This is a genomic window from Lysinibacillus sp. NPDC056185 (assembly GCF_047737915.1).
GTDB lineage: Bacteria > Bacillota > Bacilli > Bacillales_A > Planococcaceae > Lysinibacillus.
The window spans coordinates 84,235-103,787 of sequence record NZ_JBLLLQ010000004.1 but is presented as its reverse complement, the minus strand read 5'-3'; the positions used below and the strand labels follow the sequence as shown (position 1 = coordinate 103,787).

Here is a 19,553-nt window from a genome sequence, read left to right as displayed (position 1 = left end):
AATGCTTCGTTCCAAAAAGAAAAAGAACCAGAAACTGTTAACAAAACCGCGTCAACTTATTACAGTTTTGGATGCGAAATCAATGATTTCTGAGCAATTTAAGACCATTCGTACGAATATTAAGTTTGCTATGCCAAAGCAAGGTCTTAAAACGATAGTAGTTACGTCTTCTATACCAGGTGAAGGAAAGTCAACAAATGCTGCCAATCTTGGTGTTGTTTTTGCACAAGAAGGAAAACGGGTATTGCTCGTAGATGCTGATATGCGTAAACCGACGTTGCATAATATATTTAATATTATCAATTTATTTGGGTTATCATCAATATTAGAAAGAAAATGTCAATATGATGAAGTATTACAGGACACATCTGTGGAAGGGTTGTTTATCATTACAAGTGGACCAATCCCAACGAATCCAGCGGAATTACTGTTATCCTATACTATGGATAGATTTTTAGAAGAGGTGAATCAAAAATTTGATCTTATCATTTTTGATACCCCTCCGCTATTACCTGTAGCTGATGCTCAAATTTTATCTAATAAATGCGATGGTTCGCTATTAATCGTCGGTGCGGGTATTGCAGAAAAAGAGGATGTAGGAAAAGCGAAAACACTCTTAGCTGCTTCGAAAGCCAATATTATTGGTGTTGTGTTAAATAAATATAGCATGCCAAAAAGCCAATATTATTATCAATATACAGATAATTAAAATTTAATAACTTTCTTAGTCGCAAATCCAGGATGGGTTTGCGTTTTATTTTGCGATTTACTAGGGGTAGATGGTAAACTAAAAGATGCTAATTAAAGAAAGAGTGGTCTTGCAAATGAAAGTACTATTTATTGGGGATATCGTCGGTTCAATCGGCCGCGATGCAGTGGAAAAATATTTACCACGCTTAAAGAGAAAATATAACACAGACGTTATTATTGCCAATGGTGAAAATGCAGCAGCAGGTCGCGGCATTACACGAAATATTTATAATGATCTATTGCAAATGGGTGTAGATGTTATCACAATGGGCAATCATACTTGGGATAATAAAGATATTTTTGATTTTATTGATGATGCAGAGTATTTAATACGCCCGGCGAACTTTTCAAATGATGCACCAGGTAAAGGAATGGTGCAAATTTCAAAAAACGGTGTAACACTATCTGTTATTAATTTACATGGACGAGTATTTTTACCTCCTCATGAGGATCCGTTTGCGATGGCAGAGAAATTAATCGAAGAAGCACATAAAACGTCACCGCTTGTATTCGTGGATTTTCATGCAGAAGCGACTAGTGAAAAAATTGCACTTGGATGGCACTTAGATGGTAAGGCCTCAGCAGTCGTTGGTACACATACGCATGTGCAAACAGCTGATGCACGTATTTATCCAAATGGAACAGCCTATATTACGGACGTTGGTATGACAGGTCCATACGATGAAATTTTAGGGATGACGAAGGAAAGTGTCATTTATAAATTCCAAACAAACATGCCATCTCGTTTTGAAGTGCCTAAAAAAGGACGCGATGTGTTAAGTGGTTTCTTTGTAGAGATTGATGATAAAACAGGAAAAGCACTACGTTGCGAGCGAATTTATATAAACGAAGATTATCCGTTCCAAGCATAAGAAGAGAAACTATTGTGTATTAATAAATGCGCAATAGTTTTTTTGTGTTGAAAAACTGTTATGTCAATGAAATTAAAGCATCTATTAAATATAATAAGGCTCTTCGGCAAAACGAGGGTTGATTTCCGTTCCGACTGGGCGCTTTCCTGGGGGCGTCCGATGAGCCGCTTCACTCGCGCTGCTCGCTCCAGGGTCTCGGGCCAACACGATGTTGGTCACGAAGGCGTTATCACAGGACGTGATGGTTTTAGCCTTCGTTCCCCTATCGCTAATCCTCAAGGAGTCGTCCAGTCTCCACTACAATCAACCACTTCACTTAGCATGTTTATCTAATTTATAGTGATAAAACAACGCCTCAACAAGATGTGTTTTTTGTGCGAAAGCGAAGCGATAGCAACAATATATATCAAACGCCTTAACTATATTTCTTTATTCTGATGTGTAACCATTACGTTCACTTTTGAAATACTTTTTTTAAAAAGTTCTACACTATTGTTGATTGGAGTGGAAGGCTACTGACTCCCGTGGGAAAGCGAGACAGGCGAGACCCTGCACGGGAAGCGGCTCGACGCTCGCCCACAGGAAGCTCTGCTCTGCGCGAAAGCGAAGCGTCAGCGGCAAATGTTTTATCTGTGCGAAAGCGAAGCGACAGCAACAAAGCGAGTAGCCTGGAACGGAAATCACCCTCACGTTTTGATGAGCCCCACTATTTTTAATATGATATCTTTATTTCATCGATCCAGTAAATTTTCCACATGAAATTTTCAGTCTTTTTTGATTGTTTCAATATATAAGAAATGAAAATAGTCTATTTCCTTCTCGCCGAGCATAAAATGACCTATCGACAATAACTTAAGGTCCAAACAAGGGGGACATGAGTTGTTGAGCGTAAACACTATTCGCGAAACGGGGAGGAATAATTGTGGATTCATTAAAAGTATCATCACGCTCTAATCCAAATTCAGTTGCAGGTGCATTAGTCGCGGTAATCAGAGAAAAAGGGCAAGCAGAAATGCAGGCAGTTGGGGCAGGGGCACTTAACCAAGCCGTGAAAGCAGTGGCCATTGCACGCGGATTTGTAGCGCCAAGTGGCACGGATTTAATTTGCGCACCGGCGTTTGCCGATATTTTAATTGCTGGTGAGGAACGTACAGCCTTAAAGCTTCTTGTGGAAAAACGTGTTCGATAAAAAGTAATAAAGTAAAATGCCTTGCACATAATAAGCTGCAAGGCATTTTTTTGTTTATAAGACAATCGGGATTTGAGGAAGAGAATCCCCCATGCTCTACATACTAATATGTTAAATGTCACTTGAAATCCGCAAATTAATTTTTTAAACTTAATTGATTTTAAAATTACAACTTTATGAACGCTATTTTCAGTCAAAGGTCTGAATTTCTTTTAAATCGAGGAATAACAATAGTGCAGACCGTTTCTTCGTGTTAAACTTATGAAGGAAAAATAATAGTATATACATTGGATCTAAGGAGTTGTTGACATGTTACATCAGCTTTCATGGAAAGTCGGTGGGCAACAGGGTGAAGGGATTGAAAGTACAGGCGAAATTTTCTCAACGGCAATGAATCGTTTAGGTTACTTCCTGTACGGTTATCGTCATTTCTCTTCTCGAATTAAAGGTGGCCATACGAATAATAAAATTACAGTTCGTCCAACAGAAGTACGTTCAATTGCGGATGATTTAGATATTTTAGTAGCGTTCGATCAAGAAACAATCGACGTCAATTATAAAGAATTAACAGAAACAGGCATTATTTTAGCGGATTCAAAATTTACTCCAGTGAAGCCAGAAGATTCAAAAGCGCCATTATTTGTAGTACCTTTTACAGAGGTAGCGGCAGAGCTTGGTACTTCGTTGATGAAAAATATGGTGGCGATCGGAGCAACAGCTTCATTGCTAAATCTAGAGGACGAAGTGTTCCAAAATGTTGTTGATGATATTTTTGGCAAAAAAGGTGAAGAAGTTGTTCAAAAAAATATGGAGGCCATTGCACGCGGTCATGAATTAATGAATGAGCTGTTAGGCGATCGTGTAGGTGACTGGGCTTTAGCACCAGCAGACGGTAAACGCCGTATGTTCATGATAGGAAACGATGCAGTAGCACTTGGTGCACTTGCAGCTGGGACACGCTTTATGGCAGCTTACCCAATTACACCAGCTTCTGAGATTATGGAATATCTTATTAAAAAATTACCGAAATTCGGTGGTGCGGTTATTCAAACAGAAGACGAAATTGCTGCAGCGACAATGGCAATTGGGGCAAACTTTGGTGGTGTTCGTGCCTTTACAGCTTCTGCTGGCCCTGGTCTTTCATTAATGATGGAAGCACTTGGTCTTTCAGGTATGACAGAGCAGCCACTAGTTGTTGTTGACACACAACGTGGTGGTCCATCTACAGGATTACCAACAAAACAAGAGCAATCAGATTTAATGGCGATGTTATATGGTACACATGGTGAAATTCCAAAAGTAGTCATTGCACCATCTACAATGGAAGAAGCATTCTTTGACACAATCCAAGCATTTAACATTGCAGAGGAATTACAATTACCAGTTATTTTAATGACTGACTTGCAATTATCTCTTGGTAAACAATCTGTAGAGCCATTCGATTACAATAAAATTGAAATTCGTCGTGGTAAAATTGTTACAGGCGACATTGAAGAAGCAGCTGATAAAGCATACTTCAAACGTTATGAAGATACGGAAGATGGTATTTCACCACGTGTGCTACCTGGTACGATGAATGGTATTCACCATGTAACAGGGGTTGAGCATGATGAAACAGGTAAACCATCTGAAGCATCAGGTAACCGTCAAGTACAAATGGATAAACGTTTCCGTAAGCTAGCGGCATTGAAATTTGATCAACCAGTATATTCAAATGCGCCACACGAAGAAGCTGATGTTTTATTAGTGGGCTTTAACTCAACACGTGGAGCTATTGAAGAAGTACAAGAACGCTTAAATGTTCAAGGTATGAAGGTGAACCATGCACATATTCGTTTAATTCACCCATTCCCATCTGCTGAGGTGGCACCACTTGTAGCAAAAGCGAAAAAAGTAATCGTTGTAGAAAATAACTACACAGGTCAATTGGCAAATATTATGAAGATGAATGTTGGTGGTCACGATAAAATCGAGACTATTACGAAATATGATGGTACACCATTCTTGCCAGGTGAATTAGAAAATCGTGTGAAGGAGTTGACTCGCTAATGGCAACATTTAAGGATTTTCGTAATACAGTGAAACCAAACTGGTGCCCAGGCTGTGGTGACTTCTCTGTACAAGCAGCGATTCAGCGCGCCGCGGCTAACGTTGGAATTGAACCAAACGAACTAGCTGTTATCTCTGGGATTGGCTGTTCTGGTCGTATTTCAGGATACATTAATTCTTACGGTTTCCACGGTATTCATGGTCGTGCATTACCGATTGCACAAGGTTTAAAAATGGCTAACCGTGAGTTAAACGTTATTGCTTCTGGTGGTGACGGGGATGGCTTTGCGATTGGTATGGGTCATACAATTCATTCCATCCGTCGTAATATTGACATCACATACGTTGTTATGGATAACCAAATTTATGGTTTAACAAAGGGGCAAACATCTCCACGTTCTGCAGCTGGATTTATTACAAAATCTACGCCAGGTGGTGCGATTGAGCCTTCATTAAAACCATTAGAAGTAGCTTTAACAAGTGGAGCTACATTTGTCGCACAAGGTTTCTCAACAGATATTAAAGAGTTAACAGCATTAATTGAAGCAGGCATTAATCATAAAGGCTTCTCATTCATCAACGTATTCTCACCTTGTGTTACGTATAACAAAGTGAACACGTACGATTGGTTTAAAGAAAACTTAACGAAGCTTGCTGATATTGAAGGCTATGACAATTCTGACCGTAGTATGGCAATGCGTACAGTGATGGAGCATGAAGGTTTAGTAACAGGTATTATTTATCAAGATACTGAAACAGCTTCATATCAAGAAAAAGTACCAGGCTATTCAGAGCTACCATTAACGGATATTGATATTAAAATGAGCGAAAATGATTTTAATGAATTAGTGAAAGAATTTATGTAAAAATGATAAAATCAAAGCATTTGGAATGATGACATTCCAAATGCTTTTTTTTGTGTAATTCGCGTGGAACGACGTAGCAGGTATTCGCTATTGAACCATGAGTAAGGCATAGCATGTAACGCTGATAGTGATCATGAAAATGACTTTGTAACGATACAAAGTAAAATATCAAAATAATTTACTTGTTTCTATAGCTTCCTGAATTAAATGAATCCCTTCGCCAATTTTATTTTCTGGGATACTAGTTGTGTTCAGCTTAAGAAATTTATGATTATGTTTATATCCAGCTATATAATTTTTTTTGTAATCATCTACTAAAACTTGTCGTTTGGCTAATTCTTCGTGAAGCTTATTCATATTTATTTGTTTCGGAAGCTTGATTACCGTATGCATTTGATGATTATCATTAAATTGATAGTCAGAAAAGTAAGTTCTTAGTACCTCACGCAGAGTGTTTGCTTTCTGTTGATGTCTGAACACGATTTTATCCTTATGGTGTGCATATAACCCACTTTCCATAAACGTCTGCATAATAACTTGACTTAAAGAATTCGTATGGATATCAATAACCTCTTTAAAGCTTCGAAAGGTCTCGATCATGTCCTCGGGCAGAACAATGATACCTAACCTCTGACCAGGAAACATAATTTTAGAAAAGCTCTTTAAATAAATTACGCACTGATTCGTATCCATTTCATAAAGTGTTTTGTAGCTATTGCTTCCTTCAAAATCACCCAAATAATCATCTTCTATTATATAAAAATGGTACTTTTTCGCATAATCTAAAAGCATACATTTTTCCTGTTCATCCATGGTAGTACCAAGTGGATTATGAAGCCGTGGCATTAAATAGACATAGTTGGGACGCTTGATTTTAATCATTTCTTCTAATTCTTTTAAATCTATCTTGTCAAAATCTCGATAGCAGGTAATATAATCCAAATGGAGACGTTCAATCAGATTTATGATCTGATGATAGGTTGGCTGCTCTATCAGAATGGATTCTTTTTTGGTCATCATTATTAAAGCCAGAATATGCAAAGCTTGCTGTGTACCGCTTGTTATCATGATTTGTTCTTTTTTAGAGAAAATCTGATCTTCTGCTAATAATTTTTGAAATAAGCTTTTCAGTTCCTCATTACCGGTTGTTGCTCCATAGGTGAATAATTCTGATTTTCCATTTTGAATAGCTGTTTCCAAACATTGCGAATAACTGTCCAATGGAAAGTCCGTCCAGGAAGTAGAGGCAGTGGAAAAGTCGTATATTCCATTAAAAGAAGCAACTTTTCCTTTTTTTGAAATAATAAAATAGCCTACATTTGGCTTAGCGTATATTCTATTCATTCCAACCAAATGTTGCAGTGCTTGTGTTATCGTGACTTGACTCACTCCAAAAGTATCCATCAATTTCCTTACAGATGGGAGACGCTCATTATATTTTCCCTGCTCAATATCTTGCAGTATGCTATTTGCAATCAGTTGATGTTTCCGCATGCTATCCCTCCCATAACAATAGATTACCATGAATTTATTCTAGCTATGCTTGATTATGCCTTGTCCGTATCGATACAGAGATAAAAAGAAATTCAATGTATACAACATTCTTCCTTTATTCTAAAAAAGAAGGAGGGAGGAAATCGTGAGAAAAAATAGTGCATTAGTGGCAGCCGTTGTTTTTTCCATTATTATTGGATTTTCCTTTATGTTTATCAAAATTGCCTTAACATATGAAGGACAATTACTAATATTAGCGCAACGATTTACATTTGCCTTTTTAGGATTGCTTCTATTACTAGCCATAAGACCGATTAACTTAAGGTTAAATCGGAAGGAAGTTATGTTGGTGTTGGTTATTTCGCTGATTTATCCGATTCTGTTTTTTAGCAGCCAGATACTTGGACTTAATCAGACAACTGTTACAGAAGCAGGAATCATCCAAGCTATTGCTCCTGCCATAACGGTTCTATTGGCACGATTATTTTTGAAAGAACAGATTCAAAGAATACAAGGAATAGGAATCTCTTTGAGCGTTGCAGGAGTCGTTTTTTTACAGCTGATGAATAACTCGGGAGGATATGAATTTCATCTAATCGGTAACCTGTTGATTATATTATCTATTTTGGCAATGGCCATTTGGCAAGTGATGTCTAGAAGCGCAACAAAAACAGTGGCTCCAATCCAAATTACGATATATATCATGTTCAGTGGCTTTCTATTCTTTAATGCCATGTACTTTATAAACGGTGGATCTGTCAATGAATATGTGGATTCCGTAAAGGAGATTCCTTATTTGTTATCGATTTTATTTTTAGGAGTTCTATCTACACTCGGTACGTCATTATTGTCTATTTACGCCGTATCCAAATTACCGGTTATTCAAGTGAGTGTGTTTAACAATGTTACTACTTTGATAACAATTCTTTCGGGCGTATTGTTTTTAAGCGAGTCGTTCCATTATTACCATGTTATCGGTGCGATGGTAATTATTTTAGGAGTTATTTTGGTGAACGCTAAGAAGAAACCGGATTGCTCTAATGCAACATAAAAATGCCATTCAAGAATTTGATGAAATAAGAAAAAACTCAATGTTTTGGAAGGAAGGATTTATGAGGATATTCAGCGCGGTGTATCATCGTATGGTTTTGAAAAATCTATTTTGCGACTACGAGAATCGCAGTAACTGTTATGCAAAAAAAGGTGGAGGGAAGTAGCTCAATCCCGCCTACTGAAAGCATTCGCCCAAAGAGGAAATTAACAGCTTTACTTCATACAAAGACTGTAGATAAACTCTCAAATTTTCTCGAGTTTATCTACAGTCTGATGCATTCGTATCGATACAAATGCATTATTTTTTAGAACACAATGTCAAAACTTCTATCATAATGAGGATTAACAGACTGATTAGGAGTGATAGATGCTTAATTGAAAAGTGCTGGAGCAGTACCAAGGATTGTATTTTGATAATAGTTTATTTACGGGAGGTATATAAATGGTTCATATTAATGGTATAAAATCAGAAGTAAAAACAATTACTGTACTTGGTACAGGAATTATAGGTGCTCCTGTGGCTGCAAATTTACAAAAACATAAGTTTGATATTACACGTGCCGAATTACAAAGGTTTCAACGTGCGGTTGATAAAGGACATGGTGACAAAGATATGGTAGCTTCCGGGTTAGCAGGGAAAAAAGGTGAATAAATCGATTAGAATAGACAATCAAGAAGCATTACACACCGAAAAACTCCCAATATGGAATCTCATCGCACTATCAGTTGCCAGTTTTCTTGCCATTATGACAGAAACGATACCTGCCGGCTTACTTCCGCAAATCAGTCAAGGGCTTGATATTTCAGAGGCATTGGCAGGTCAGTTTGTCACACTTTTTGCAATTGGATCGGTTGTAGCAGCTATCCCACTTGTTGCATTAACACAAAGATGGTACCGGAAAAAAGTGTTGTTAATGGCACTATGTATTTTGTTTTTTGCCAATACATTAACAGCACTTTCACCGTATTATGTGCTTACCTTGGTATTACGTTTTATTGCAGGAATGGCTACTGGATTGCTCTGGGGACTGGTAGCAGGATATGCGCGTCGTATGGTAGCACCGCCTTTACAAGGTCGTGCACTAGCTATCGCAGGAACAGGACAGCCGATTGCATTGTCACTGGGTGTACCAATTGGAACTTGGTTGGGGATGTATCTGGAATGGCAAGCCATCTTTTTAATTATCAGCGGGGGGACACTCCTTTTAATGATATGGATTTATACGAAAGTACCAGATTATCCTGGACAAACTACCGGACAGCGTCAATCTATTTATGAGATCCTCAGATTGCCTGGTGTACGTCCAATACTGTGTGTTGTATTGGTATGGATCTTGGGTCATAATATTCTCTACACCTATATTGCCCCATACATGACTCATGTCGGCAATCATGTAGGTTTTGCTTTATTTACTTTTGGTATTACGTCGGTAGTAGGCATTTGGATCATTGGTATATATATTGATCATCATTTACGCTTGATGACAATAATTAGTCTGGGAGCTTTTGCAATTAGTTCCTTGGTGTTAGGAATCGCAAATGGGATGACACTGCTCATTTTTCTTTCCATAGCTGCTTGGGGACTAACTTTTGGCGGAGCACCAACGTTATTGCAAACAGCCATGGCAGATGCTACCGGAGAAGGTGCAGATGTTGCACAATCTATTTTTGTAACGATATTCAACCTTTCCGTAGCTGGTGGTGGATTTGTAGGTGGATTAATGTTAAATCAAATGGGAGCAGGTTCTTTTCCTTGGATACTTTTATTATTAAGTTTAATTGGTTTATTGATAGTATACAGAAAAAAAGAACAAGCATTTAAGCCTCGTCGGCAGTAAATAGTAGTATATTAAAATTTTATTAGAGTCATTAAATGTTTATCTCAGTGAATATGTCGAAACTTTGATAAAAGAAACACCATTTACATTTCTGCTTGTTCAATGAAAATAAAACAAGCAGGAATGTTTTGTTTTTTTGTGAAATCCCACTTAATCCAAATATCATTCAGCTTCAGATTGATAAATGCTAATCGTACTTCACTAAAATTTAAAAACTAAAATAGACTGCATTAGTAAACAATCGTGCATATCTTCATCCATGCCTCAATAGGAATTTTCTTGTTCATCCCGAAGTTTTCGTATGGAAATCTCCGCTAATGGCTGGCATAGTGTTAGCCTTTGTATTTTTTCGTTTTATAACAAGAGATACACGATAAGTGAAGTGGTTGATTGGAGTGGAGACTGAGCGACTCCTTGGGGATTAGCGATAGGGGAACGAAGGCTAAAACCATCACGTCCTGTGATAACGCCTTCGTGACCAACATCGTGTTGGCCCGAGACCCTGGAGCGAGCAGCGCGAGTGAAGCGGCTCATCGGACGCCCCCAGGAAAGCGCTCAGTCGGAACGGAAATCAACCCCTCGCTTTGCCGAAGCTATAATCTATCATTGTTTTCTAAGTAATTCTCCACAAAAAATTTCGATATCCTTATAAAATCCTTATAATCATTTCCTACACTATAGTCATCGAAAGGAAGATGATTATAGATGGAAGATATTATTTTACAAACAGAAAATCTTAGTAAAAGCTTTAAGGGGCAAAAAATTGTAGAGGACTTGTCGTTAACGATACCTCGCAATACTGTTTACGGTTTACTTGGTCCAAATGGTGCTGGGAAATCAACAGCGTTAAAAATGATAACAGGGATGCTGCGTCCGAATGCAGGAAAGATTCTTTTGAATGGACGTGAATGGAATCGAAATGATTTAAAAGACATTGGTGTATTAATTGAAACACCACCGCTTTATGAAAATTTAACGGCAAGAGAAAATCTAAAGGTTCGAACGATTGCCCTCGGATTGCCACAGTCACGTATTGATGAAGTATTAAGAATTGTTGACTTAACCAATACAGGAAAAAAACGAGCAGGACAGTTTTCGTTAGGAATGAAACAACGCCTAGGAATAGCTATTGCGTTATTAAACTATCCAAAGCTTTTAATACTTGATGAGCCAACGAATGGCCTCGATCCAATCGGCATTCAAGAGCTTCGGAAACTGATTCGCTCTTTTCCAGAGCAAGGGATTACTGTCATTTTATCTAGCCATATCCTGTCAGAGGTAGAGCAGGTCGTTGATGAAATTGGCATTATAGCGGGAGGAAAATTAGGTTATCAGGGAGTTGCGCCACAAGGACAGGAATTAGAATCATTATTTATGCAAGTAGTGTCTACCAATAGAAAGGCAGGCATGTAACATGATATCAATTATGAAGGCTGAAAGATTAAAATGGAAAAAGACTTTTATTGTTAAATTAGTTTGGCTAGCACCCATAGTGGGGATAGTACTAACTGCATTATTAATGGGAGGAAGCTATTTTCAAAAGGGTGCTTATAATTGGTGGTATACAATGCTCTTACCAGGTGCTCTGACGATATGTTGTGCAATAGTGGTGGAAAAAGATGCTAAATTGAAATATCATAGTATTCTCGCAATGCCGATTGATCTGAAGAAGATTTGGTTTGGCAAAATACTTGCATGTAGTGCCTGGTTGTTATTAATTTCACTTATTTTCTTTGCAGGAATTACTGCTGGTGGAATACTTTTTGGTAATAGCTTTTCTTTCATAAATAGTCTTACAGGTAGTTTGTTAATTTTCGTAACGTTTTTATGGCAAATTCCACTTTGTTTATTCCTTACGGCAAAATTAGGAACTTATATGGCTATTTTTATAAATTTAGTCGGCAATCTTGCTGGTATGATTGCATTTGCTATTGGGGATTTTTGGTATAGTGTTCCTTACGCCATTACAGCAAGACTAATATGTCCAACATTAGAGATTTTACCAAATGGTCTGCCAGTGCCTGAGGGTAGCCCTTTATTGAGCATGTCGGTTATAGTTCCAGGTATATTAATTGCTTTAGCATGGTTTGCATTACTTAGCTTCTTTACTGCACGTTGGTTTCAAAAAAGGGAGGCGAAATAGTGTATGGTAATGTTAAGATTACTTAGAGCAGAGTTTCTTAAAACAAAAAGAACGCCATTTTTGCTCACACATCTAATTGTACCTATTATTATTTCAGGGATATTTTTAGCATACTATACTTACTCACCATGGGGTTTTACTGATAGGGTAACGGCTTATCTTCAAGGAGTTGCATGCGGGTTTCCAATTATTATTGGATTAGTTTGTGCAATGGTAGCTGAGCAAGAAGCAATTGCAGGACATTTTCAGGAGATGCTAACAGCTACTAAAACAAAAATAGTTGCCTATTTAAGCAAGTTACTATTGTTATTATTATATAGTTTTGGAGCAATATTACTGTCTGTCGGTATTTTTAGTGTTGGTTTTATTGACCTTTTGCATGAAGATACTTTTGGTTATCAATTTTATTTTATAGCTGGATGTATTCTATTTGTAAGCTTTGCATTTTTATATATTTTACATTTTTTTGTTAGTCTTCATTTTGGTAAAGGCGCCTCAATCGGGTTAGGGATTGTGGAATCACTTTTAGTAGCCTTACTGCTTACTGGACTAGGTGATGGTATTTGGTCATTTATACCTTATGGTTGGGGTGGTCACTTTGTTACATTATGGACAATGAAGGCGTCAGGGCTTGACCTATCAACGGTGGAAGTAGGACTACGGGAAGGTATTATTGCTTCAGTTTGTGGAACATTGCTAGTGTTAGTCCTATCTTGTTTATGGTTTTGGAAATGGGAAGGAAGAAAAACAGAAGGTTAGGGAAAATGATGAGGGTAGAAATATGGCAAAAATATTAGCAGTAGATGATGAAAAAGGTATTTTAGTATTGATAAAAAATGCATTACTAAAAGACGAGCATTTAGTAACGGCAGTCTCTGATGCAACAGAAGTAAGTAAAATGAATCTTGGTGCCTTTGATTTAATTTTATTGGATGTGATGATGCCCGAAATTGATGGATTTACTTTATGTGGCCAAATACGTCATGCTGTAGATTGTCCTATCCTTTTTTTAACGGCTAAATCGTTGGAGGAGGATCTAATGTATGGACTAGGTCTTGGCGCAGATGATTATATTATCAAGCCGTTTGGAATCGGAGAGCTACGTGCGAGAGTGAATGCACATTTGAGACGCGAAAAAAGAGAGAGACGTAGTATTCTTTTTGTAGATAATGTTCACTTCAATCTATCGGGCAAAGAGCTGTTTGTAAATGAAGAGAAGGTAATGCTGACAAAAAGTGAATACGAAATATGCGAATATCTAGCTCGAAATAGAGGACAGGTGTTTTCTAAAGAAAAGATTTATGAAACTATTTTTGGATTTGATGGGAAAAGTGACAGTACTGCTATTACTGAGCATATTAAAAATATTCGTTCAAAGCTACATGCTTTTAATGTTGACGCCATTGACACTGTTTGGGGGATCGGATATAAATGGAGACAATAAAGCCTACTAAAGGCACAAGACTACATACTTTTTTTCTTCGTTATCTCCTTTTCCTAAGTTTAGGCACCATTCTGTTAGTAGTACTACTAATCGGTTTAACGTTGTTTGCCCTTTCTACCAACATTGTATTACCAGCAAATTATGCAGAAACTCAAATTTCATTATCAAGGGATCGTATTGCGTCTAGTAGTTCAGTTACAGCTGATATGATCCCAGACCTTGTTGATTACGCAGTCTTCTCTAAAGAAGGTGAACTTCTTGCAGGAAATCTTTCAGAGAAGGAAGCTTTTAAAGCTTGGGATGCAATGAAAAAAGAACAATCTCAAAGTATCGCCCAATTTTACTCGTTTATAGAGCGAGAAAATGAGATTTGTATATTACGGTATGATTTAGTGCCACAGTATCGTTCGGCTATTATGAGGAAGTATTTACCTAATCCACAACTGTTAGATATTCTATTGTTTATTATAGGGGTTATAACTATAGCAACTGGCCTTGCGATCCATTTCGGAAGAAAGCTTAAGAAAAAAATGTTTGGCTTGCAGGAAGCGATTGAAAAAATACAAAATCAAAATTTGGATTTTACGATAAGCCCTTCTGGAATACGTGAAATAGATGAAATATCCATTTCTCTTGAGCAAATGAGAGAGGCTCTAAACATCTCCTTAAAACAACAATGGGAATCAGAACAGGCACGTAGAGAACAAATTTCTTCTCTTGCCCACGATCTGAAAACACCTCTTACAATTATTCGAGGGAATGCAGAGCTCTTACAGGACACTGCTCAAGATGATATACAAAGAGAATATAATGACTATATTTTAAAAAATACAATGGAAATAGAAAAATTCACGAAAGAGCTAATTGATTTATCGAAAATGGAGAAAAATATCGTTCGGGAAAAAACGAATGTTAAAACGGATGCATTGATGACAGAAGTAGAAGATCAAATGAGAGCTCTTTCGTTGGAAAAAAGGCTTCAAGTGGATGTTCAAAAGGAAATGCTTCCTGCATTTATATTGATTGATGAAGAGCGGTTCTATCGGGCGATTTTAAATGTCATTGCCAATGCTGTAGAGCACACACCTGAAAACGGAAAGGTGACATTAACTGTTCAAAGCGCTTCTGACTTTATTCAGTTTACCGTTACCGATAGCGGCCGTGGATTTTCTCCGAGAGATTTAAATGAGGCTACCAAACAATTTTATCGCGGAGATCCAAGCAGAAATGCAGGAGATCACCATGGGATGGGACTTTATATTGCCCAATCAATTGTTCAGAGTCATGGTGGAAAACTGCTAATTTCCAATAATTCATCAGCTGGTGGGGGTAAAGTGACCATAACAATCCCAATCCCGATCCTAATCAAAGAAGCGCCCAGCCAGAACGGAAATCAATCTCACTCTATGATGACGAGCCTTTAATTAATGGCTTTGTTAAATTTAAATGTTGATTTTTTTAAATAGTAATTAGGGGAACCTTCATTTGTTGAGGTTCCCCGTTTTTTTGAACGCACCTGTTAGCTTAGGTGAGTCTCTTCACAATATTATTATAAGTGACATATTTATAAAGTTCGTGTAGTCTCATCGTCAATTATTTTAAAATGAATGTCAAAGGACGTTCCTCCTTCAATATGCTTTGGAACATCTGAGACATCGAGTAATTCATTCAATTGGATAGATTTTTTATGATTCGCTTCAATAGTAATGCTATATGGTCCAGCTAAATTCATGAGTGATTCCATTCGTATTCCATCCATGAAATATGAATCTAAAAATTCTAACTCAAGTGAGACAACTTCATTGCTATGATTATGTAATACAAAATTACACTCTCCTTTTAATAAATCTTCACTAACAGAATCAAAATTGCACTTGCCATTGCCATCATATGAAATTGCGATAATGCCACTCGCTAAAGTTTCTTGGTAGAATGTAATGAGAATTTGTGGTAATAATCCATATACTATTGCAACGATTAATACAGTTCGAAAGTGGTATTTCTTTAAGCCAATAATGAGTAAAATCATGGCAATTACAAACAAAGCTGAACCAATTATACCAAGCACAATATATCCATCTTGATTGCGGATTGGAAACGTCATGAATGTAGACAATGAGCCTAACATTACATTATCAGGAAATGGGAAAAATAAATACGTACATATGCATAAAATAATAGCTGAACTAATAAGTGCTACTTTACTTCTTATCACCTTATTCATCTCCTTAAATAAGTCCTTTATCGTATTAACCTGCGTCGATAGTTTAATAAGTACTAAATAGCAAATTTCGATAAACGTAAACTCTGATACGTTTCAGTCACTTCAAAAACAAATGAAGTCAATAGAAACTCTTTGATGTTGTGCTTCGTGCTTTCGTTACTATGACTATCTGACAAATAAAAGCCAAGCATCAAGGTATTTAGTAGCCACACCTTTGAAACGGTTTATCCACTGTTTTAGTCGTGAATGAAGTCCGTTTACATTTTGGATATGGTACAAACCTCTAATAACGTATCTCCAACAATAACATTATCCGTTGACAATTTAGACCCAATCATAGAATCAACCTTAGTTTTCACAACATGTCCCATACACGCTACCTTTGAAACAGTGGATTTAGTTCGGTCTCTTGCGACAAGAACACAGACTTGTACTTTGCTTATTCCTCTATGCTTAGATTTTCCGCCTCGCTTACGAGGTTTGCGTTCCGTGATATTACGTCGTCCTTTTTCAGAGTATAGGAAAAAGTCTCGTCAATTTCAACAATACCGTCAAATTTTTCAAAATCCATTTGTTTAAGGGCTGTTAATAGCTTGTGTCTCCAATACCCAAGTAACTCCTACGATTTCCGCAGGGAATACCCTTTAAACATACATTCAACAAAAGTAATCCACTCATTTCCTTTTCGAGTTCGGAACAGAATTGTATTTGTGGTATCCGTAAACGTTTTACGACAAGCCTTACAGTGATAGCGTTGGCGACCATTAGCTTTGCCAAATCTATTAATGTGTTCAGAAGTACAATGAGGGCATTCAAAGCCTTCTTTAAAACGTGCTTCTCGCATTTCATCGATTAGACGACCACCAACAGTAGAGGAAGGTTTATTCTTTAACAGAGCCTAATTAATAAAAATGGTTGGTTAACACACCTGATAAAATATCATTCTTTTTGTTTTTGTTGGAAAGGGAAAAAATGGGGAGCGTGTTCGGGCAATAGTATTGTAAAAAATGCTACAATAAAAGAAAAAAAGAAGAGGCGATGCACGTGGATAACGTCATTGATTTTATTGCAAAGAAAAGAGAACGTGAAGAAAGACAACGTGCCCAGGAATTAGAAAGGTATGTTGCGACACAATGTAATTTTCAGCAACCAGAAAATATTGATGCACTTGTTGATGGAAAAGTAATTGAGGTCAAGGACCATACGTTGTTTTTAGGTTTTCTCTCGATCTTAAAAGATGAAAAAATTGAACCACTTGATATTTTTCAGGATGTTTTTACATTAGAACCTGCCTACTTTGAGATGTCCTACAATATGAGATGGTGGTCAGTTGTACAGCTTGCCTTTACATTTTTAACAATTTTAAAGGAAAACGAGCCGCATACATATGCAGATTTTCTTGGTTTATAAACTGAATCTAGAGTGTGTGCACGTCTTGGAAAGTTACATAAACGTGCACATACAGAACTAGATTCCTCTTACTCCTCTAAAACTTTTACAATCCCCCTTCAATTAATAATTGTTCATAGATTTTCATAATTCCTTAATAATTTTTACTGAATATTTTAACGTCCTCCATACTTGCTTAATGTTTGTTTTCTAACATAAGTGTTGTAAGGCAAATGAAAACAAACATAAACAAATGGAGGTTCCAACTCATGGCAATTCAAAAGTTGTGGAAGAAAGGTCTAATCGGAGCATTAGCAATTTCAATGTTGGCAGCTTGTTCTGACGGTTCATCTAGTGCGAATGAAGTGAAAAGTGATTTGACACTTGAAGAGATGACGAAAAAAGCACAAGAAGAAGGCACTGTAAATTCGGTCGGTATGCCAGATACTTGGGCTAACTGGGTAGAGACTTGGGATGATCTTGGTACTGAATATAGCCTTAAGCATAAGGATACAGACATGTCGAGTGCTGAAGAGCTAGCGAAGTTTGAGGCGGAAAAGGATGATGCCACTGCGGATATTGGTGACGTCGGAATTGCCTTTGGACCGATTGCTAAGGACAAAGGTTTAACATTACCGTACAAAACATCTTATTGGGATGAAATACCTGACTGGGCAAAGGATGATGAAGGACATTGGATCGTGGGTTACACTGGAACCATTTCATTTTTAACTGATAAAAACAACGTCAAAAATGCCCCGAAATCTTGGGAGGACATTAAAAACGGAGATTACACTGTCAGCATTGGTGATGCTTTAACAGCGAATCAAGCACAGTTTGCTATTTTAGCAGCTGCAATGGCATTTGGTGGCGATGAATCGAATATTCAACCTGGAATAGACTTTTTTGCAGACTTAGCAAAACAAGGGCGTTTAAAAGGAGATCCGACTGTAGCGAATTTAGAAAAAGGCGAAATTGACGTAGCCATCTTATGGGATTTTAATGCACTTGGCTATCGACACCAAATTGATGAGAAACGTTTTGATGTCGTTATTCCATCAGAAGGTTCTGTAACATCAGGCTATGCAACAATCATTAATAAATACGCTAAAAATCCTTATGCAGCAATGTTAGCTCGTGAATACATTTTATCAGATGCAGGGCAAGAAAATTTAGCGAAGGGTTATGCTCGTCCAATTCGTGACAAAGTTCAATTGTCTCAAGATGTTCAGAAGTTATTACTGCCTGAGGAAATGTACAAAAATGCACAGCCAGTAAAAGACCAAAAGAAATGGGAAGAAACAACAAAGCAAATTCCACAACTATATCAGGAGCAGGTATTAATTCATGGGAAATAATAAAGTTGTCTTAATTGTTGTCGATGCACTTCGCTTTGATACAGCCTGTACCCATATGGGATTTATGCACCATTTAGTTGAACGTAAGATTGCAGCACGCTACAAGGTTTGCTCAGAGGTCCCGTCACTATCAAGACCTTTATATGAAACGATTTTAACGGGGACACCCCCCATTGTACATGGAGTAACGAGCAATATGACAGTGCGTTTATCCACGCAAAATAGTTTATTTCATTTAGCGAAAGAAAACGGTCTAACTACAGCAGCAGCTGCCTATTATTGGGTAAGTGAGCTATATAATCGTGCACCATTTGTGCATATGGAGGACAGGCTACAATTAGATACTCAATTGCCAATTGAGAATGGACTGTTCTACTTTGAGGATCACTATCCAGACAGTCATCTATTTGCTGAAGCTGCTTGGCTAATGGATCAAAAGCAACCAGATTTCTTATATATTCATCCGATGAATGTAGATGATGACGGTCATAAATTTACGGCTGACTCTGCGCAATATCGAAATCGTGTTTTAGCAGTTGATGCATTATTATCTTTATTTATCCCAAAATGTCTTGCACAAGGCTATGAAGTGATTGTGACGGCAGATCATGGGATGACGAGTGATGGTAATCATGGAGGCACAACAGCTGAAGATCGCCATGTACCGATGTTTGTTATTTCGAATTATGTTAAAGCGGGCGTTAAGGATGAGGTTGTATCACAGTTACAAATTGCTCCGCTATGCTGTCATTTATTGAATATCGAACCATCTGATGAAATGGTTCCGCTGTTAATAGAGGGGATGCATTCTTTAAAAAAGGTTTAATTATCATTATTTATTCAAGTGTGTAATTGATTCATTATCGAAGTTTGGTAATGACATT

At 37.4% G+C, this 19,553-nt stretch carries 18 protein-coding genes and 1 pseudogene; 16 read left to right on the top strand and 3 right to left on the bottom strand.

The features are described 5' to 3' along the window. The first annotated feature begins 1 nt into the window (after position 1). The 5 genes from ACMZ42_RS05925 to ACMZ42_RS05905 all read left to right on the top strand — a co-directional run bounded on the left by ACMZ42_RS05925 (position 2) and on the right by ACMZ42_RS05905 (position 5,726). Positions 2 to 709: a CpsD/CapB family tyrosine-protein kinase gene (locus ACMZ42_RS05925; protein WP_370075148.1), complete on the top strand. Its 708-nt coding sequence runs from the start codon at positions 2 to 4 to the stop codon at positions 707 to 709. 115 nt (positions 710 to 824) lie between these two features. After that, positions 825 to 1,622 (top strand): TIGR00282 family metallophosphoesterase, encoded by a 798-nt coding sequence (locus ACMZ42_RS05920; RefSeq protein WP_370075147.1) that lies wholly within the window; start codon positions 825 to 827, stop codon positions 1,620 to 1,622. 922 nt (positions 1,623 to 2,544) lie between these two features. Next, positions 2,545 to 2,811 carry a stage V sporulation protein S gene (locus ACMZ42_RS05915; protein WP_010858535.1) on the top strand — a complete coding sequence of 89 codons (267 nt, stop codon included), beginning with the start codon at positions 2,545 to 2,547 and terminating at the stop codon, positions 2,809 to 2,811. 309 nt (positions 2,812 to 3,120) lie between these two features. Then, entirely contained in the window at positions 3,121 to 4,860 is a 1,740-nt protein-coding gene (locus tag ACMZ42_RS05910) for a 2-oxoacid:acceptor oxidoreductase subunit alpha (protein WP_415730899.1), read from the top strand. Beyond that, positions 4,860 to 5,726 carry a 2-oxoacid:ferredoxin oxidoreductase subunit beta gene (locus tag ACMZ42_RS05905; RefSeq protein ID WP_415730898.1) on the top strand — a complete coding sequence of 289 codons (867 nt, stop codon included), beginning with the start codon at positions 4,860 to 4,862 and terminating at the stop codon, positions 5,724 to 5,726. The genes ACMZ42_RS05910 and ACMZ42_RS05905 overlap by 1 nt, the downstream gene beginning before the upstream one ends. A gap of 168 nt (positions 5,727 to 5,894) precedes the next feature. Here the strand turns inward: ACMZ42_RS05905 and ACMZ42_RS05900 are convergent, their stop codons facing one another. Beyond that, the gene (locus tag ACMZ42_RS05900) at positions 5,895 to 7,220 is read right to left on the bottom strand and encodes a PLP-dependent aminotransferase family protein (RefSeq protein ID WP_415730897.1); all 1,326 of its coding nucleotides are present in this window, start codon (positions 7,218 to 7,220) and stop codon (positions 5,895 to 5,897) included. A 145-nt stretch (positions 7,221 to 7,365) separates the two neighbouring features. Here ACMZ42_RS05900 and ACMZ42_RS05895 point away from each other — a divergent pair, with 145 nt between their 5' ends. The 8 genes from ACMZ42_RS05895 to ACMZ42_RS05860 all read left to right on the top strand — a co-directional run bounded on the left by ACMZ42_RS05895 (position 7,366) and on the right by ACMZ42_RS05860 (position 15,122). Then, positions 7,366 to 8,271: a DMT family transporter gene (locus ACMZ42_RS05895; RefSeq protein ID WP_415730896.1), complete on the top strand. Its 906-nt coding sequence runs from the start codon at positions 7,366 to 7,368 to the stop codon at positions 8,269 to 8,271. A 444-nt stretch (positions 8,272 to 8,715) separates the two neighbouring features. Further along, entirely contained in the window at positions 8,716 to 8,925 is a 210-nt protein-coding gene (locus tag ACMZ42_RS05890; RefSeq protein WP_402868046.1) for a hypothetical protein, read from the top strand. Next, complete coding sequence (locus tag ACMZ42_RS05885; RefSeq protein WP_415730895.1) at positions 8,918 to 10,111, top strand: MFS transporter; 1,194 nt, start codon at positions 8,918 to 8,920, stop codon at positions 10,109 to 10,111. The genes ACMZ42_RS05890 and ACMZ42_RS05885 overlap by 8 nt, the downstream gene beginning before the upstream one ends. A gap of 705 nt (positions 10,112 to 10,816) precedes the next feature. After that, positions 10,817 to 11,524, top strand: coding sequence for a lantibiotic protection ABC transporter ATP-binding protein (locus tag ACMZ42_RS05880; RefSeq protein WP_370075139.1), 708 nt, complete (start codon positions 10,817 to 10,819; stop codon positions 11,522 to 11,524). A gap of 1 nt (position 11,525) precedes the next feature. Then, positions 11,526 to 12,254, top strand: a complete 729-nt coding sequence (locus tag ACMZ42_RS05875) for a lantibiotic immunity ABC transporter MutE/EpiE family permease subunit (RefSeq protein WP_370075138.1) — start codon at positions 11,526 to 11,528, stop codon at positions 12,252 to 12,254. Positions 12,255 to 12,257: 3 nt separating this feature from the next. Then, positions 12,258 to 13,013, top strand: coding sequence for a lantibiotic immunity ABC transporter MutG family permease subunit (locus ACMZ42_RS05870; RefSeq protein WP_415730894.1), 756 nt, complete (start codon positions 12,258 to 12,260; stop codon positions 13,011 to 13,013). 22 nt (positions 13,014 to 13,035) lie between these two features. After that, positions 13,036 to 13,698 carry a response regulator transcription factor gene (locus ACMZ42_RS05865; RefSeq protein ID WP_415730893.1) on the top strand — a complete coding sequence of 221 codons (663 nt, stop codon included), beginning with the start codon at positions 13,036 to 13,038 and terminating at the stop codon, positions 13,696 to 13,698. Beyond that, positions 13,686 to 15,122: a sensor histidine kinase gene (locus tag ACMZ42_RS05860; RefSeq protein ID WP_415730892.1), complete on the top strand. Its 1,437-nt coding sequence runs from the start codon at positions 13,686 to 13,688 to the stop codon at positions 15,120 to 15,122. The genes ACMZ42_RS05865 and ACMZ42_RS05860 overlap by 13 nt, the downstream gene beginning before the upstream one ends. Positions 15,123 to 15,262: 140 nt before the next feature. On the opposite strand, the gene ACMZ42_RS05855 is transcribed toward ACMZ42_RS05860, so the two are convergent. Together ACMZ42_RS05855 and ACMZ42_RS05850 are read right to left on the bottom strand one after the other, a co-directional pair. Further along, positions 15,263 to 15,922: a hypothetical protein gene (locus tag ACMZ42_RS05855; RefSeq protein WP_415730891.1), complete on the bottom strand. Its 660-nt coding sequence runs from the start codon at positions 15,920 to 15,922 to the stop codon at positions 15,263 to 15,265. A 53-nt stretch (positions 15,923 to 15,975) separates the two neighbouring features. After that, positions 15,976 to 16,817 (bottom strand): annotated as a pseudogene (locus ACMZ42_RS05850) (IS1595 family transposase). Positions 16,818 to 16,960: 143 nt separating this feature from the next. On the opposite strand from ACMZ42_RS05850, the gene ACMZ42_RS05845 reads away from it, so the two are divergent. The 3 genes from ACMZ42_RS05845 (at position 16,961) to ACMZ42_RS05835 (ending at position 19,495) form a co-directional block, all read left to right on the top strand. Further along, positions 16,961 to 17,332, top strand: a complete 372-nt coding sequence (locus ACMZ42_RS05845; RefSeq protein ID WP_415730890.1) for a 2-oxoglutarate ferredoxin oxidoreductase subunit beta — start codon at positions 16,961 to 16,963, stop codon at positions 17,330 to 17,332. 248 nt (positions 17,333 to 17,580) lie between these two features. Further along, positions 17,581 to 18,669, top strand: a complete 1,089-nt coding sequence (locus tag ACMZ42_RS05840; protein WP_415730889.1) for an ABC transporter substrate-binding protein — start codon at positions 17,581 to 17,583, stop codon at positions 18,667 to 18,669. Then, entirely contained in the window at positions 18,659 to 19,495 is an 837-nt protein-coding gene (locus ACMZ42_RS05835; protein WP_415730888.1) for an alkaline phosphatase family protein, read from the top strand. Before ACMZ42_RS05840 ends, ACMZ42_RS05835 begins: the two co-directional genes overlap by 11 nt. The last annotated feature ends 58 nt before the right edge of the window (positions 19,496 to 19,553 follow it).

What these genes read in the sequence shown, in the direction of transcription:
- ACMZ42_RS05925 (WP_370075148.1), top strand. Translation starts at nt 2, where the DNA reads ATGCTTCGTTCCAAAAAGAAAAAGAACCAGAAACTGTTAACAAAACCG.
- ACMZ42_RS05920 (WP_370075147.1), top strand. Translation starts at nt 825, where the DNA reads ATGAAAGTACTATTTATTGGGGATATCGTCGGTTCAATCGGCCGCGAT.
- ACMZ42_RS05910 (WP_415730899.1), top strand. Translation starts at nt 3,121, where the DNA reads ATGTTACATCAGCTTTCATGGAAAGTCGGTGGGCAACAGGGTGAAGGG.
- ACMZ42_RS05905 (WP_415730898.1), top strand. Translation starts at nt 4,860, where the DNA reads ATGGCAACATTTAAGGATTTTCGTAATACAGTGAAACCAAACTGGTGC.
- ACMZ42_RS05900 (WP_415730897.1), bottom strand. Translation starts at nt 7,220, where the DNA reads ATGCGGAAACATCAACTGATTGCAAATAGCATACTGCAAGATATTGAG.
- ACMZ42_RS05890 (WP_402868046.1), top strand. Translation starts at nt 8,716, where the DNA reads ATGGTTCATATTAATGGTATAAAATCAGAAGTAAAAACAATTACTGTA.
- ACMZ42_RS05880 (WP_370075139.1), top strand. Translation starts at nt 10,817, where the DNA reads ATGGAAGATATTATTTTACAAACAGAAAATCTTAGTAAAAGCTTTAAG.
- ACMZ42_RS05875 (WP_370075138.1), top strand. Translation starts at nt 11,526, where the DNA reads ATGATATCAATTATGAAGGCTGAAAGATTAAAATGGAAAAAGACTTTT.
- ACMZ42_RS05870 (WP_415730894.1), top strand. Translation starts at nt 12,258, where the DNA reads ATGGTAATGTTAAGATTACTTAGAGCAGAGTTTCTTAAAACAAAAAGA.
- ACMZ42_RS05865 (WP_415730893.1), top strand. Translation starts at nt 13,036, where the DNA reads ATGGCAAAAATATTAGCAGTAGATGATGAAAAAGGTATTTTAGTATTG.
- ACMZ42_RS05860 (WP_415730892.1), top strand. Translation starts at nt 13,686, where the DNA reads ATGGAGACAATAAAGCCTACTAAAGGCACAAGACTACATACTTTTTTT.
- ACMZ42_RS05855 (WP_415730891.1), bottom strand. Translation starts at nt 15,922, where the DNA reads ATGAATAAGGTGATAAGAAGTAAAGTAGCACTTATTAGTTCAGCTATT.
- ACMZ42_RS05845 (WP_415730890.1), top strand. Translation starts at nt 16,961, where the DNA reads ATGCACGTGGATAACGTCATTGATTTTATTGCAAAGAAAAGAGAACGT.
- ACMZ42_RS05840 (WP_415730889.1), top strand. Translation starts at nt 17,581, where the DNA reads ATGGCAATTCAAAAGTTGTGGAAGAAAGGTCTAATCGGAGCATTAGCA.
- ACMZ42_RS05835 (WP_415730888.1), top strand. Translation starts at nt 18,659, where the DNA reads ATGGGAAATAATAAAGTTGTCTTAATTGTTGTCGATGCACTTCGCTTT.